The sequence below is a fragment of the Leclercia sp. J807 genome (genome assembly GCF_009734465.1).
Taxonomy (GTDB): domain Bacteria; phylum Pseudomonadota; class Gammaproteobacteria; order Enterobacterales; family Enterobacteriaceae; genus Enterobacter.
In genome coordinates this window covers 1,083,135-1,097,188 of record NZ_CP046446.1, presented here as the reverse complement: position 1 = coordinate 1,097,188, position 14,054 = coordinate 1,083,135, and the positions used below count along the sequence as shown (strand labels likewise).

General features: G+C 58.7%; 12 protein-coding genes. 9 read left to right on the top strand and 3 right to left on the bottom strand.

What is annotated here, in order from left to right:
* Window positions 1-61: 61 nt before the first annotated feature.
* Both ybbP and ybbA read right to left on the bottom strand, forming a co-directional pair.
* Entirely contained in the window at window positions 62-2,476 is a 2,415-nt protein-coding gene (gene ybbP, locus GNG26_RS05065; protein ID WP_156237949.1) for a putative ABC transporter permease subunit YbbP, read from the bottom strand.
* The gene (gene ybbA / locus GNG26_RS05060) at window positions 2,473-3,159 is read right to left on the bottom strand and encodes a putative ABC transporter ATP-binding protein YbbA (RefSeq protein ID WP_103824089.1); all 687 of its coding nucleotides are present in this window, start codon (window positions 3,157-3,159) and stop codon (window positions 2,473-2,475) included. Before ybbA ends, ybbP begins: the two co-directional genes overlap by 4 nt.
* Between ybbA and tesA the strand changes: the two genes are divergently transcribed.
* The 8 genes from tesA to GNG26_RS05020 all read left to right on the top strand — a co-directional run bounded on the left by tesA (window position 3,130) and on the right by GNG26_RS05020 (window position 11,036).
* Complete coding sequence (gene tesA / locus GNG26_RS05055; RefSeq protein WP_103178530.1) at window positions 3,130-3,753, top strand: multifunctional acyl-CoA thioesterase I/protease I/lysophospholipase L1; 624 nt, start codon at window positions 3,130-3,132, stop codon at window positions 3,751-3,753. The genes ybbA and tesA overlap by 30 nt on opposite strands.
* Window positions 3,743-4,552 (top strand): SDR family oxidoreductase, encoded by an 810-nt coding sequence (locus GNG26_RS05050; protein ID WP_156237948.1) that lies wholly within the window; start codon window positions 3,743-3,745, stop codon window positions 4,550-4,552. The genes tesA and GNG26_RS05050 overlap by 11 nt, the downstream gene beginning before the upstream one ends.
* Before the next feature lie 57 nt (window positions 4,553-4,609).
* Window positions 4,610-5,464 carry a co-chaperone YbbN gene (locus GNG26_RS05045; RefSeq protein ID WP_103824087.1) on the top strand — a complete coding sequence of 285 codons (855 nt, stop codon included), beginning with the start codon at window positions 4,610-4,612 and terminating at the stop codon, window positions 5,462-5,464.
* A gap of 323 nt (window positions 5,465-5,787) precedes the next feature.
* Complete coding sequence (locus tag GNG26_RS05040) at window positions 5,788-6,642, top strand: hypothetical protein (RefSeq protein ID WP_156237947.1); 855 nt, start codon at window positions 5,788-5,790, stop codon at window positions 6,640-6,642.
* A 177-nt stretch (window positions 6,643-6,819) separates the two neighbouring features.
* On the top strand, window positions 6,820-7,731 hold the full coding sequence (locus GNG26_RS05035) for an SPFH domain-containing protein (protein ID WP_103178526.1): 912 nt from the start codon (window positions 6,820-6,822) through the stop codon (window positions 7,729-7,731).
* Window positions 7,731-8,189: an NfeD family protein gene (locus tag GNG26_RS05030; RefSeq protein WP_103181037.1), complete on the top strand. Its 459-nt coding sequence runs from the start codon at window positions 7,731-7,733 to the stop codon at window positions 8,187-8,189. The genes GNG26_RS05035 and GNG26_RS05030 overlap by 1 nt, the downstream gene beginning before the upstream one ends.
* Before the next feature lie 16 nt (window positions 8,190-8,205).
* Window positions 8,206-10,350 (top strand): hypothetical protein, encoded by a 2,145-nt coding sequence (locus GNG26_RS05025; protein WP_156240132.1) that lies wholly within the window; start codon window positions 8,206-8,208, stop codon window positions 10,348-10,350.
* On the top strand, window positions 10,320-11,036 hold the full coding sequence (locus GNG26_RS05020) for a DUF3142 domain-containing protein (RefSeq protein ID WP_156237946.1): 717 nt from the start codon (window positions 10,320-10,322) through the stop codon (window positions 11,034-11,036). Before GNG26_RS05025 ends, GNG26_RS05020 begins: the two co-directional genes overlap by 31 nt.
* Here the strand turns inward: GNG26_RS05020 and cueR are convergent.
* Entirely contained in the window at window positions 11,033-11,443 is a 411-nt protein-coding gene (gene cueR, locus GNG26_RS05015) for a Cu(I)-responsive transcriptional regulator (RefSeq protein WP_114387758.1), read from the bottom strand. The genes GNG26_RS05020 and cueR overlap by 4 nt on opposite strands.
* 106 nt (window positions 11,444-11,549) lie before the next feature.
* Here cueR and copA point away from each other — a divergent pair, with 106 nt between their 5' ends.
* Window positions 11,550-14,048, top strand: a complete 2,499-nt coding sequence (gene copA, locus GNG26_RS05010) for a copper-exporting P-type ATPase CopA (RefSeq protein ID WP_156237945.1) — start codon at window positions 11,550-11,552, stop codon at window positions 14,046-14,048.
* Window positions 14,049-14,054: the final 6 nt, after the last annotated feature.

Genomic DNA, 14,054 nt, shown 5'->3' with positions numbered 1-14,054 from the left:
TATGCTACTTAAGTGGAACACGCCGGTATATTAACCGGCGCGCAATGATTGCAGAGGGGAATTAACCAGAGAACTGACGGAACAGGGCTTTGCCTTTCAGTAAACGCGCCCCCAGCCAGCCGCCACACAGCGAAAGCAGTACCGCTCCGCTGAGCGGCAGGATCACCCACAGCCGCCAGTCCGGCTCCCACGGGAAGTCAAATACCCGGGTTTGCAGCACCGCCAGCGCGGTTTCTGCCCCAATGGCCGCCACCAGGCCAGCCACCAGCCCCAGCAGGGCGAACTCGCTCCACAGCGTGGTGCGCAGCAGCTTTTTACCTGCCCCCAGGGTACGGTAGACCACCAGCTCCTGATGACGCTGGCGCATCCCGACCTGCACCTGGGCCAGCAGCAGCAGCACGCCGCAAATTGTGACCAGCACCACCATCACCTCCAGCGCCCGGCTCACCTGCTCCAGCACCTGCCCGACCTGTTTAAGGATCGCGCCGATATCCAGCAGGCTGATGGTCGGGAACTCGCGGTTAAGCTGGGTCAGCATGCCGTTGCCATTCTCCCAGCGGAAGCTGGTGAGCCAGCTCTGGGGCTGTCCGTCCAGCGCCCCGGCGGGGAAGATAAAGAAGAAGTTAGGCCGCAGGCTCTCCCAGTCAACCTTGCGCAGGCTGGTCACTTTCGCGCTGAAATCCTGGGTATCGCCGGTAAAGGTCACCGTATCCCCCAGGGCGACGTTAAGGCGTTTTGCCAGCCCCTCCTCCATGGAGACTTCACCCGCTTTTGGCGGCCAGCTTCCGGCCACAATGGGGTTGTGATCCGGGCGCTTATCCTGCCAGGTGAGGTTCAGCTCGCGGTTGAGGGATTCATCTTTATTGCCCTCGGTGGACTGTCCGTTAATCTGGGTCAGGCGCGCCCGCACAATGGGGTAGTAAGACTCCGGGATAATCTGGTGTTCAGCGAGAAACGCTTTCAGGGGCGTTACCTGCTCCGGGGCAATGTTGATCAAAAAGTAGTTCGGACTTTCTGGCGGGAGTTGCTGTTGCCAGCGATCGAGCAGGTCGCCGCGCAGCACCAGCAGCAGCGCCAGCAGCATAAACGAGAGCGAAAATGCCGACAGCTGGCTGAGGGTCGACCACGGCTGGCGCAGCAGGCGGTTTACCGCCAGACGCACCGGCAGCGATTTTACCGTCAATCCTTTCAGCACACTGAGCAGCATCCAGCCCAGCACGCCGCAGAGCAGCGCCAGCACGACGGCGCCAGCCAGCACGGCCCACAGCAGCATGCTCCCACCCATCAGCCAGGCGAGGAGCATCACCACCACCGCCACGATAGCCGGAATGTAATATTTCAGCGGCCAGACGCTAGCCACCACGTCGCGACGCAGAACGCGCAGGGGCTGTGTCGCCAGCAGCAGGCGGTAAGGACGCAGCCCCACCAGCAGCGAAATGACGGTCATCGCCCCGATCGCCCAGAGCCACGGCCACAGGCTGGCAGGGGGCAGCGCAACGGGCAGTACCGGCTTGAGGAGTACCATCAGCACTTTTTCAAACAGTAGCCCCATCATCCCGCCGGTGACAGCCGAGAGCGTCAGCACCATCAGCCACTGACCGATAATCAGTTTGCGCAGCTGCGCCCTGCCCGCCCCCAGCGTTTTGAGGATCGCCACCAGATCGTAGCGGCTGCGGCAGTAGTGGCCCATGGCGACTGCCACCGCCGCCACCGCCAGCAGCAGCGTGAGCAACGCCGAGAGCAGCAGGAACTGCTGAGAACGCTCCAGCGATTTGCCGAGCGCGCCCTCCTCTTGTTCCATCCCGGACCAGCGGTGCTCTACCTTCAGCTGCGGCAGGAGCCATTTTTCGTAACGTTCCAGTTGCGCGGGCGTGCCGCCAAACTTAAAGCGCCAGGTGACGCGGCTGCCGGGCTGTACCGCCGCGGTTTTGGCGACATCGGCGGTGTTCATCAGCAGACGCGGCGCCATCTGGAAGGGGTTAAAACCGGAATCAGGTTCTTGAACCACCTCCCCGGCGATTTTCAGGGTGGCATCGCCGACATCAATGCTGTCGCCGGTTTTTAAATTCAGCAGCGCCATCAGACGCGACGCCAGCAGCACCGTGCCCGGCGCAGGCTTCAGCCCCGGCGGGTTGGTCTGGAGCTCGCCGTAGAGCGGATAGATATCATCGACCGCCTTCACGCTCGCCAGCTGCGGCGTCTCGGCGGCAAAGGTCATGGTCTGGAAACTGATCTGCTCGCTGACCTTCAGCCCCTCTTTTCTCGCCTCTGCAATCCACGCCTGCGGCACCTCGCGGGAGCTGCGTAGCGTCCGGTCGCCAGCCATAAACTCGCGGCTTTGCTGGCTGAGCCCCTTTTCCATCCGATCGCTGACGCTGCCAAGCGCCAGTACGCAGGCCACCGCCAGGCTTAGCGCCAGCCAGACAATCAGCAGCGAGGGGGAGCGCCATTCGCGCCAGAACCAGCGGGCAATCATGCTTCCTCCTGCAGTTCGCCATTGACCAGACGCAGGCGGCGATCGCAGCGGGCGGCCAACTGCGGATCGTGGGTGACGAGAATCAGCGTGGTGCCGTGTTCACGGTTCAGGGAAAAGAGCAGATCGGCAATTTTATCCCCGGTCTGGCGATCGAGGTTGCCGGTGGGTTCGTCGGCAAAGAGCACGTCCGGGCGACCGTTAAACGCCCTGGCCAGCGCCACGCGCTGCTGCTCGCCGCCGGAGAGCTGTGCAGGAAGGTGATCGAGGCGTTTACCCAGCCCCAGCTGTTGCAGCAGCGCGCTGGCGCTCTCCCGGCTCTGGGCGGTGTTCTCACCGCGCAGCAGTCCCGGCAGCTCGACATTCTCCAGCGCGTTGAGGGTTGGGATCAACATAAACGACTGGAACACAAAGCCAATGTGCTTTGCCCGCAGGGCGGCGCGCGCCTCTTCATCGAGCTTATGCAAGGGTTGCCCGACCAGGTTGACCTCGCCGCTGCTGCCGTCATCCAGACCGGCGAGGATCGCCAGCAGCGTGGATTTGCCGGAGCCCGATTCACCAATCAGGGCGATGCTCTGCCCGCGTTTGACAATGAGTTCAACTCCGGTGAGGATGGAAAGCTCGTGCTCACCCTGACCCACGGACTTCTTAAGATGATGAACTTCAACAATGTTTTCCGCTGGCATTTGCCCTTCCTGTTTTTGATGCTGTTCTCATTTCGCGCCGCAGCTGCGGACACGCTATTAATTCTGGGTGACAGTCTGAGTGCTGGCTACCGGATGGCGGCCAGTGCCGCCTGGCCTGCGCTGCTGAATGATAAATGGCAGAGCAAAACATCGGTTGTTAACGGCAGCATTAGCGGGGATACCTCCCAGCAAGGGCTCTCCCGTCTGCCAGCCCTGCTGAAACAGCACCAGCCGCGCTGGGTGCTGGTGGAGCTTGGCGGCAATGACGGCCTGCGCGGTTTCCAGCCACAGCAGACAGAGCAAACCCTGCGCAAAATTTTGCAGGATATCCGCGCCGCGAACGCCCAGCCGTTGCTGATGCAAATTCGACTGCCTGCCAACTATGGTCGTCGGTATAATGAAGCCTTTAGCGCGATATATCCGAAGCTTGCTAAAGAGTTCGATATTCCGCTGCTGCCCTTTTTTATGGAAGAGGTTTACCTGAAACCGCAGTGGATGCAGGACGACGGCATTCACCCCAATCGGGACGCCCAACCGTTTATCGCCGACTGGATGGCAACCCGGTTGGCTCCATTAGTTAAACATGACTCGTAATTCAACGGAGATCCTGACAGGTAAAGTTATGCAAAAATCGGTCTTAATTACAGGATGTTCCAGTGGAATTGGCCTGGAAAGCGCCCTTGAGCTGAAGCGTCAGGGGTTCTGGGTGCTGGCCGCCTGCCGTAAACCGGAAGATGTTGAACGGATGAACGGCATGGGCTTAACCGGCGTACAGCTGGATCTGGATTGTACCGACAGCATTGAGCGCGCCGCCGATGAGGTGATCGCTCTCACCAATAATCGTCTGTACGGGCTGTTTAACAATGCCGGTTTCGGCGTTTACGGCCCGCTGCAGAGCGTCACCCGCCAGCAGCTTGAAGCACAATTCTCCGCCAATTTTTTTGGCGTTCATCAGCTGACTATGCGCCTGCTGCCAGCCATGCTGCCGCACGGCGAAGGCCGGATTGTGATGACCTCCTCAGTGATGGGGCTTATCTCTACCCCTGGCCGCGGGGCTTACGCCGCCAGCAAATATGCGCTGGAAGCCTGGTCAGATGCCCTGCGCATGGAGCTCCGTCACAGCGGCATCAAGGTGAGCCTGATTGAACCGGGCCCTATCCGCACCCGCTTTACCGACAACGTCAATCAAACCCAGGCTGACAAACCGGTGGAAAATCCCGGTATCGCCGCCCGTTTTACCCTGGGGCCGGAGGCGGTGGTCGCCAAAGTGCGCCATGCTTTTGAGAGCAAAAACCCCAAACTGCGTTATCCGGTCACGCTGGTGACCCATGCCGTCAGCCTGCTGAAGCGCCTGCTGCCTGGCCGGTTGATGGACAAATTTTTACAGGGTTGAGTTGAAGCCACGCGCCACGCCCCCATGTAAACAGAAACTCATAATTGGGATAGCCGCATGTCCGTACAGAATATTGTCAACATTACCGAAGCCAACCTGCACCAGACCCTTGAACAGTCGATGACCAAACCGGTGCTGTTCTACTTCTGGTCTGAACGGAGCCAGCACTGTCTGGAGCTGACCCCGGTGCTCGAGAAGCTGGCAGCCCAGTATAACGGTCAGTTTATCCTGGCGAAGCTGGACTGCGACGCCGAGCAGATGATTGCCTCCCAGTTTGGCCTGCGCGCCATTCCTACGGTTTATCTGTTCCAGAACGGTCAGCCGGTGGATGGCTTCCAGGGCCCGCAGCCGGAAGAGGCGATCCGCGCCCTGCTGGATAAAGTGCTACCGCGCGAAGAGGAACTGAAAGCGCAGCAGGCGGCAGCGTTGATGGCCGAAGGCAAACATGACGAAGCCCTGCCGTTGCTCAAAGAGGCGTGGCAGCTCTCCGGTCAGAATGGTGAAATTGGCCTGCTGCTGGCGGAAACGCTGATTATCTTAAAGCGTTCTGAAGAGGCCGAAGTGGTGCTCAAAACGATCCCATTGCAGGATCAGGATACCCGTTATCAGGGGCTGGTGGCGCAAATTGAACTGCTGAAGCAGGCGGCGGATACGCCGGAAATTCAGCAGCTGCAACAGCAGGTTGCCGACAACCCTGACGACGCGGTACTGGCGAGCCAGCTGGCGCTGCAGCTCCATCAGGTGGGCCGTAACGAAGAGGCGCTGGAACTGCTGTTTAGCCATCTTAAAAAGGATCTGGCTGCGGCGGACGGCCAGGCGCGCAAAATGTTCCAGGAAATTCTGGCCGCCCTCGGGACGGGTGATTCACTGGCTTCGACTTATCGCCGTAAACTTTACGCTCTGCTGTACTGATTCTGCCAGCTGGCCGGTCAGTGCCGCCTTAAATACTCTGTCAGCCGCCGTTATGGCGGCTTTTTTATCTCTGCTGGTAGCGTTTGTTTAGTCTTCCTGATGTTTAATTTTAAACAAATGTTAATCAGACTTTAACGATGTAAAATATAGCCTTTGGCATGTCCACGTTTCTGGACGATTAGCCCGCCTGGAGTAACGTTTATCTTCCATTTGTGATCGTCGCAAAACTCCCGCACACGTTGCCATTAGCCTCCTCTGGCAGGATGGTGTTAAACTTTTTCGTTATGAAAAGGCCACGCTAATAACTATAGGAAGTATGCGGCATGACACATATCTTTTATGAGTTCACCTCTCTTAAGCCGGGTGTTCCTGATGTAGAAACATTAATGCAAGTCATCCGCTCATCGGCAGAGACCAGCTTCGTTATTGGCCCGGAAGTCGTTGATTTCGTCAAAAAAGCGCTGATCGTCAACACCACCATCGTCAGCTTTAAAAACTGCAAATTTGCTTTCGACAACGGCACGCATTTCATTGAATTTGATGGCAAAGGTAAATCTAAGCGTTACAACGAGGTTCCGCACTGGTTTGTCTCCCCGGCAGATTTCTCCCGCTCTCAGTGGCTGATCAACCATAAGCTTTCGGATGTGATGGCGACAACGTTTATCGATGTGCTGATGTCCTACCCGCTGAAAGAGCGCCGTGCCCACTGCAATCTGCTGTTTGGTTTAGACTTGCATAAGACAGGTATCGTGCCGTCCAGTACGCCTGCGGCAAGCAAAATCGGCAATAAAAACGGTAAAACCACAAAACCGAAAATTATCGAACTGGGCTCCTTTGAACTGTTCAGCCAGTTCTTTGACCGCCTGAAAAGCGCCGTGGCGGAAGATCGCTTCCCGACCCTGCAGGTGCTGACGGGGATCGACGATCTGTCGAAAGCGCCAAATAACCTTAAACAGGGTATCCGCACCTGGTTTAAAGCAATCACCGGCGATCTGCCACCGAATAATAAGCGCGTCGAAGCGGGTAACGCCGGTCTGTTCTGTGCCCCGGTGCGCGAGCAGCTGCAGCAGATAGAAGCGATGGGGCTGGAAAAATATTATGCAGGACTGTCGCGGGCGATCGTTGATGCGGGCGAGCAGTATATCGCTGACTTCTCTTACACTCACCCCGAAGCCTGAGCTTCTCCGTTGACGGAAAACACGCGTTGCCCTGCTATTTTTAGCGGGGCTTTTTTATGTCTGAATCCAGCCCGGCTCGTTGATTTGGCGGGAATTTACCCCTGTTTGCCGGTATACTTATGCGCAACAAACGAACAGTTTTTATCGCAACATGGAATACAAAACAGGAGGTTTTACATGTTCATCGTCATCCCTATTTTGATCTTCGTGGCGCTGGTGATCGTCGCCGCCGGTGTCAAAATCGTTCCGCAGGGCTACCAGTGGACGGTTGAGCGTTTTGGTCGATATACCACGACACTGCAGCCGGGCTTAAGTCTGGTCGTGCCGTTTATGGACCGCATTGGCCGCAAAATCAACATGATGGAGCAGGTCCTCGATATCCCGTCTCAGGAGGTTATCTCCAGGGATAACGCCAATGTCACCATCGATGCGGTCTGCTTTATTCAGGTGATTGACGCGCCGAAAGCGGCTTACGAGGTCAGCAACCTTGAGCTAGCCATCATAAACCTCACGATGACGAATATTCGAACCGTGCTGGGTTCAATGGAGCTGGACGAAATGCTCTCCCAGCGCGACAGCATCAACACCCGCCTGCTGCACATCGTCGATGAAGCCACTAATCCCTGGGGTATTAAAGTCACGCGTATTGAGATCCGCGACGTGCGCCCACCAGCAGAGTTGATCACCTCCATGAACGCCCAGATGAAGGCCGAGCGAACCAAGCGCGCCTACATTCTGGAGGCCGAAGGGGTGCGTCAGGCGGAGATCCTGAAGGCTGAAGGGGAAAAACAGTCGCAGATCCTCAAAGCCGAGGGCGAACGCCAGTCGGCCTTCTTACAGGCTGAAGCCCGTGAACGTTCGGCGGAAGCCGAAGCCCGCGCCACGAAAATGGTTTCGGAAGCCATCGCAGCCGGGGATATCCAGGCGGTTAACTACTTTGTGGCGCAGAAATACACCGAGGCGCTACAGGCCATTGGCTCGGCGGATAACAGCAAGGTGGTGATGATGCCGCTGGATGCCAGCAGCCTGATGGGCTCGATCGGTGGCATCGCGGAGCTGATCAAAAACAGCGGCAACGAGCGCAAATGATGATCGAGATGATTGCTGCGCATCCGCACGTTTTCTGGCTGAGCCTCGGCGGCCTCCTGCTGGCGGCAGAGATGCTCGGCGGCAACGGCTATCTGCTGTGGAGCGGCGTGGCAGCCGTTATCACCGGGCTGCTGGTGTGGATCTTACCGTTCGACTGGGCATGGCAGGGCGTGCTGTTTGCCCTGTTGACCCTGATTGCCGCCTGGCTCTGGTGGCGCTGGCTTTCAAGGCAGGTGCGCGCCCAGAAGCCCGCCGATGCCCGGCTCAACCAGCGAGGTAAACAGCTGGTGGGGATGCAGTTTACCCTGGACACCGCCCTGGTTAACGGGCGCGGTCATATGCGCGTCGGCGACAGTTCATGGCCGGTTGTGGCCGACGAGGATTTAAGCGTCGGCACCAAAGTTGAGGTGGTGGCCGTAGAGGGTATTACCCTTCGCGTCCGGGCCCTTTCCCGATAAAAACAGGAATAGCATGATGGTCAGGAAGACAACGCTGGCACTCAGCGTTAGCGCCTTACTGGCGAGCGCCGCGCCGGCATTTGCCTCATTTGATATGGAAGACTGCAACTGGAGCGATGAGCACTGTCTGCTGAAAGGCGACCCGGTGCTGACGCCCGGCAACGACTCCCGCGACAACCTGCTGCGCCTGCTGAGCGAAGCCAAATCCTTTGCCCTGCCCGTGCAGTCGATGCCTGCAGATATTACCCGCTCCCGTGACGTCTATTTTGCTTACCACCCGGAGTGGGGTGAACGGGTGGCCCCGACCACCACAGCGGCGGATAAACCGGCTGAAAATAGCGTTCTTAGCCAGCAGTTGGCCGCATTGCAGCTCGAGGCCATTGATACCCAGAAGGACACCGAGCAAGAAAACCGCTTCGTCTCGAACACTGCCGACAGCCTCAGCCAGTTTTTTGCCGCGCTGCTGGCTGACAATGCGCTGACGGCGGAACAGCGACATGCTCTGGCACAGGCGCGCATAGCGATTTACTCTGGTGCAAGCCAGAACTACATTGCCAGTACTCTGGAGAATCTTCCGGCAAATTCGTTTTCTCTGCTGTATAAATTTTATCTGACAGGTGCAGCCCATTTCTATGACGGGGATTATGACAGCGCAGAACGAGACTTCACTATTTTGGTTAAACGCGACAGTCCATGGCTGGCAGAAACCGCGCAGTATATGCTGATGCGCACGGCGCTGAATAAAAGCAGCGAGTTCAGCCACGGAGAGTATGGCGATTTTCTTCTCGAGGATATTAGGCGGCCAGCCGCTGAGCAGGCGCAAAAAGAGGCGCGAGCCTATCTTCAACGCTGGCCGCAAGGGCAGTATGCCCGTTCAGCGCAGGGCATGCTGCGGCGCATCAACTGGTATTTGCAGGCATGGCCTCAGCTGGCAGTACTGTATGAGCAGAGTTTTCAGCAGGCTATTGATGCTCAGACGTTACGCGGGCTGGTAACCGAATACGATAATGTCTTTGGCATGCACTTTTTTATGACCGCCGTGAAAGAGGCCTTCCCCGACGCACCGCAGGTCAGCTATATCGAGCTCCTGCGCGCCCTTCGCCTGAACAGCGACGAGAAACCGACCCTGACGCAGGAGGATCTCAACAGTAGTAAACCGGCGTTTGAACAGAGCGGCAAGCTGGCGCTGTGGCGCAATTTACAGTTGAACCTGTGGCAGGCGACGAATAACCCTGCCGCCATCCTTCAGGCCGTTAAACCGGCAGAAACACTCCCGGCGCACGACATTGTCGCCTTCAGCGAGCAGGTACTGTACGGCGACGCGCTGATGGCGCAAAAGCAGTGGCCTGCGGCGCGTGATTTCTGGCTTAAGCTGCTCAACCTCAGCCAGGATGCTGAACAGCAGCAGTACGTGCAGTCCAGACTGGCGGCCACCCTGGTCTATAGCGGCAATACAGAGGCGATATTTGCCGCGGATAGCGCCATCACCAGCCTGCGTTATCGCTCCCGGGTACTGAAAGCGGTAGCCTCGCCTGAGCGGTTACGTCAGCAGGTCAGTCAGGGACCCAACAATGAAGAGCGGACCATTGCGCTGCATACCCTGCTGGTGCGCGACTTAACGGAGAACCGCTTTAGCGACTGGTTAAATGACAGAAAGCTCGCCAGCGCGATAACGTCGCCAGTTATTGGCAAAGCGTTTGACGATGTTAACCTGAGCGTATTCGACTGGAACGGTGATGCCGCCGAAGCCGGTTATGTGTGTCGTAGTCTGGATAAAACCGTGCAGGTGCTCAGCCAGAACGCCGAAGATGCCCATGCCCTGAACTGTCTGGGCGAATTTTTCCGCACAACCAATACCCGTGTCGATCTGTGGAAAGAGAGTGCGGGCAACGGTGTGCTGGAGGCGGCCATCCACCGCAAAGAACCTTACGGACAGTTCGACAGACAGGCTTACTACCAGCAGGTCATTACCTCACCGAAGGCGGAACATGAAGATAAGAGCTATGCGCTCTATCGGGCCATCATGTGCTACGCCCCGTCCGGCTATAACGAATGTGGCGGAACCGATGTGGACAAAGCCCAGCGCAAAGGCTGGTTCTCGCAGTTAAAAACGCAGTATCCGGGCAGTCCGTGGGCGCAAAAACTCAAATACTACTGGTAGCCGCGCTGCTGGCCGGAGAGGCGCAGGCGGCAGAAATCGTTACCGCCCACGAGCATCCGGCCTTCTGGCTCTGGTCAGGGGTGAAGGCCAGCGACGCACTGAAAGAGGCGCAAACGGTCTATCTCCATCAGGGCGAAGTGCTGGCCCGGCCCAATGAGGTGGTGTTTCAGCGCCTCGGCCTGCCGGTCAGTCGCCTGACCTTTCCCTCCATCTGGCTGACCGTGCGCTTTACCACCCTTGAGGTGCCGCCGACCATCGTGCCGAGAATTGTCCGCCTGATGCAGCGCTGGCAGGCCGCAGGAAATCAGGTGGTGGGTTTGCAGGTCGATTTTGATGCCGCTACCCACCAGCTGGCGGACTACGCGCGCTTTTTGCGCACACTTCGCCAGCAGCTGCCGCCGGAGTTTGCGCTGGGGGTGACCGGGCTACTGGACTGGGCGAAAACCGGCGATGTCGCCACGCTGAACGCACTGGCGGTGGATGAACTGGTGATCCAGAGCTATCAGGGCCGCCACACGGTAGACAACTATCAGGCCTATCTCCCCGCGCTTGCCCGGCTGCGCATTCCCTTTAAGCTCGGGCTGGTACAAAACGGTCAGCGGGATGTGCAGGCCGAAGCGCAACTGCGAAAATCCCCCTGGTATCGCGGTACGGTGGTGTTTATGCTCAACCCCGCCCGGCGTTAAGCCTTCGCTTTGCGGTGACAGCAGCCGGAGAGATTATCGATGATCGGGCAGTCGGCGCTCTCATCCCCCGGACAGCTCTCGGCGAGGGCCAGCAGCCGATCGCGCATCGCCTGTAGCTCTACAATATGCCGCTCAATTTCGGCAACCTTATCCAGCGTCCGGCTTTTAACGTCGGCGCTGTGGCGGGCAGGATCGTTAAACAGCGTCACCAGATCGCCGCACTCATCCAGATTGAACCCCACCTGACGCGCCTGGCGCAGCAGCGTGAGTTCATCAAGGTGCTTTTGCGTATAGCTCCGGTAGCCGTTCTCACTGCGCAGCGGCGGTGTCACCAGCCCTTTCTCTTCGTAAAAACGAATCGCTTTGCTGGTTAAGCCGGTTTTTTTGGCAACATCACTGATATTCACGTTTCCCCCTTGACCTTCCCCTTGATGGAAGGTTTAACCTTCATAACAGTTAGATGAAAGTGTCCCTCCGGTCAATATCTGGCTGGAGATTTATAAGGAGCTAATTATGTCTCAAACCATCGATCTGACACTGGATGGCCTCTCCTGCGGCCACTGTGTCAAACGCGTTAAAGAGAGTCTGGAGCAACGCCCGGACGTTGAGCATGCAGAGGTGACCATCGAGCACGCGGTCGTCACCGGCAGCGCCAGCGCCGATGCCCTGATCGACACCATCAAACAGGCCGGGTACGGTGCGGCGTTAAGCCACCCAAAGGCTGATCCGCTGACAGCGTCAACAACTCCGTCGGAAGCCCTGACAGCGGACCCCTCTGAGCTTCCGGCAGCTCACGACAGTGATGACAGCCAACAGCTGTTGATCAACGGCATGAGCTGCGCCAGCTGCGTCACCCGGGTGCAGGATGCCCTGCAGGCGGTTCCGGGTGTGGCACAGGCACGGGTCAATCTGGCGGAACGCACTGCGCTGGTGATGGGCAGTGCTTCCGCCGCTGATTTAGTGCAGGCTGTTGAAAAAGCGGGCTACGGCGCCGAGGCGATTGAGGATGACGTCGAACGGCGGGCGCGCCAGCAGGAGACGGCCATCGCCACCATGAAACGTTTTCGCTGGCAGGCGATTGTTGCCCTGCTGGTAGGTATCCCGGTGATGGGCTGGGGTATGCTCGGCGACAACATGATGGTTACCGACGATAACCGCACGCTGTGGCTGGCGATTGGCGTGCTCACCCTCGGCGTGATGATCGTCGCGGGTGGCCACTTTTATACCAGCGCCTGGAAGAGCCTGAAAAACCGCACCGCCACCATGGACACCCTGGTGGCGCTGGGTACCGGCGCGGCGTGGCTCTACTCGATGAGCGTAAACCTCTGGCCGCAGTGGTTCCCGATGGAAGCCCGCCATCTCTACTATGAAGCCAGCGCGATGATTATCGGCCTGATTAACCTCGGCCATATGCTGGAGGCGCGGGCCCGCCAGCGCTCCTCAAAAGCGCTGGAGAGATTGCTCGATTTAACCCCGCCGACCGCCCGGGTGGTGACGGAGAGCGGCGAACAGAGCGTGCCGCTGGCAGAGGTTGAGGCAGGCATGATCCTGCGCCTGACCACCGGGGAGCGCGTCCCGGTGGACGGGGAGATCACCCAGGGCGAAGCCTGGTTTGACGAGGCGATGCTCACCGGCGAGCCGGTACCACAGCAGAAAAGCGACGGGGAGAGCGTTCATGCCGGTACTGTCGTGCAGGATGGCAGCGTGCTGTTCCGCGCCAGCGCCGTCGGCAGTCACACCACGCTGTCGCGCATTATTCGAATGGTGCGCCAGGCCCAAAGCAGCAAACCGGAGATCGGCAAGCTGGCGGATAAAATCTCTGCCATCTTCGTGCCGGTGGTGGTGGGTATCGCCCTGTTCAGCGCCGCTATCTGGTACTTTTTTGGCCCCGCGCCGCAGATTGTTTACACCCTGGTGATCGCCACCACGGTGCTGATCATCGCCTGCCCTTGCGCCCTGGGGCTGGCGACGCCGATGTCGATTATCTCCGGCGTCGGGCGTGCCGCGGAGTCGGGCGTGTTGGTTCGCGACGCCGACGCCCTGCAACGCGCCAGCACTCTGGATACGCTGGTCTTTGATAAAACCGGTACCCTCACCGAAGGTAAACCGCAGGTGGTTGCCGTCCATACCCTGAACGGGATAAGCGAAGGCGATGCTCTGCACCTGGCCGCCGCGCTCGAACAGGGTTCCAGCCACCCGCTGGCCCGGGCGATTCTGGAGAAAGCAGATACCGTCCTGCCACAGGTAAATAACTTCCGCACCCTGCGTGGCCTTGGCGTCAGCGGCGAGGTGGATAACCGCACCCTGCTACTCGGTAATCAGGCGCTGCTTGCGGAAAATGGTATTGATACCAGCGCGCTGGATGAACATCTGCACTCCTGGGCCACCAGGGGCGCAACGCCGGTGTTGCTGGCGATTGACGGGCGGGCCGCGGCGCTGTTTGCCATCCGCGATCCGCTGCGCGCAGACAGCGTGACCGCACTGCAACGCCTGCACCGGGAGGGTTATCGTCTGGTGATGTTGACCGGCGATAACGCCACTACCGCACAGGCTATCGCCAGGGAAGCTGGCATTGATGAGGTGATTGCGGGCGTACTGCCGGATGGCAAAGCGGACGCGATTATCAAACTGCAGAAGCAGGGGCGCCGGGTGGCGATGGTTGGCGACGGCATCAATGATGCTCCGGCGCTGGCACAGGCCGATGTCGGGATTGCGATGGGCGGTGGCAGCGATGTCGCTATCGAAACGGCGGCGATAACCCTGATGCGCCACAGTCTGACCGGCGTGGCCGACGCGCTCGCCATCTCGAAAGCGACCCTGCGCAACATGAAGCAGAATTTGCTGGGGGCCTTTATCTACAACGCCTTCGGTATTCCTATCGCCGCCGGGATCTTATGGCCGCTGACCGGGACGCTACTGAACCCGGTGGTGGCGGGTGCCGCTATGGCCCTCTCCTCGATTACGGTGGTCAGTAACGCCAACCGCCTGTTGCGCTTTAAACCTAAAGCGTAACGTTGC

Bases quoted from the DNA above. Each gene is read 5' to 3' on its own strand.
- tesA (WP_103178530.1), top strand. From the start codon at position 3,130: ATGAACTTCAACAATGTTTTCCGCTGGCATTTGCCCTTCCTGTTTTTG.
- GNG26_RS05025 (WP_156240132.1), top strand. From the start codon at position 8,206: ATGGTCAGGAAGACAACGCTGGCACTCAGCGTTAGCGCCTTACTGGCG.
- ybbA (WP_103824089.1), bottom strand. From the start codon at position 3,159: ATGCCAGCGGAAAACATTGTTGAAGTTCATCATCTTAAGAAGTCCGTG.
- GNG26_RS05030 (WP_103181037.1), top strand. From the start codon at position 7,731: ATGATCGAGATGATTGCTGCGCATCCGCACGTTTTCTGGCTGAGCCTC.
- ybbP (WP_156237949.1), bottom strand. From the start codon at position 2,476: ATGATTGCCCGCTGGTTCTGGCGCGAATGGCGCTCCCCCTCGCTGCTG.
- GNG26_RS05045 (WP_103824087.1), top strand. From the start codon at position 4,610: ATGTCCGTACAGAATATTGTCAACATTACCGAAGCCAACCTGCACCAG.
- copA (WP_156237945.1), top strand. From the start codon at position 11,550: ATGTCTCAAACCATCGATCTGACACTGGATGGCCTCTCCTGCGGCCAC.
- GNG26_RS05050 (WP_156237948.1), top strand. From the start codon at position 3,743: ATGACTCGTAATTCAACGGAGATCCTGACAGGTAAAGTTATGCAAAAA.
- GNG26_RS05040 (WP_156237947.1), top strand. From the start codon at position 5,788: ATGACACATATCTTTTATGAGTTCACCTCTCTTAAGCCGGGTGTTCCT.
- GNG26_RS05035 (WP_103178526.1), top strand. From the start codon at position 6,820: ATGTTCATCGTCATCCCTATTTTGATCTTCGTGGCGCTGGTGATCGTC.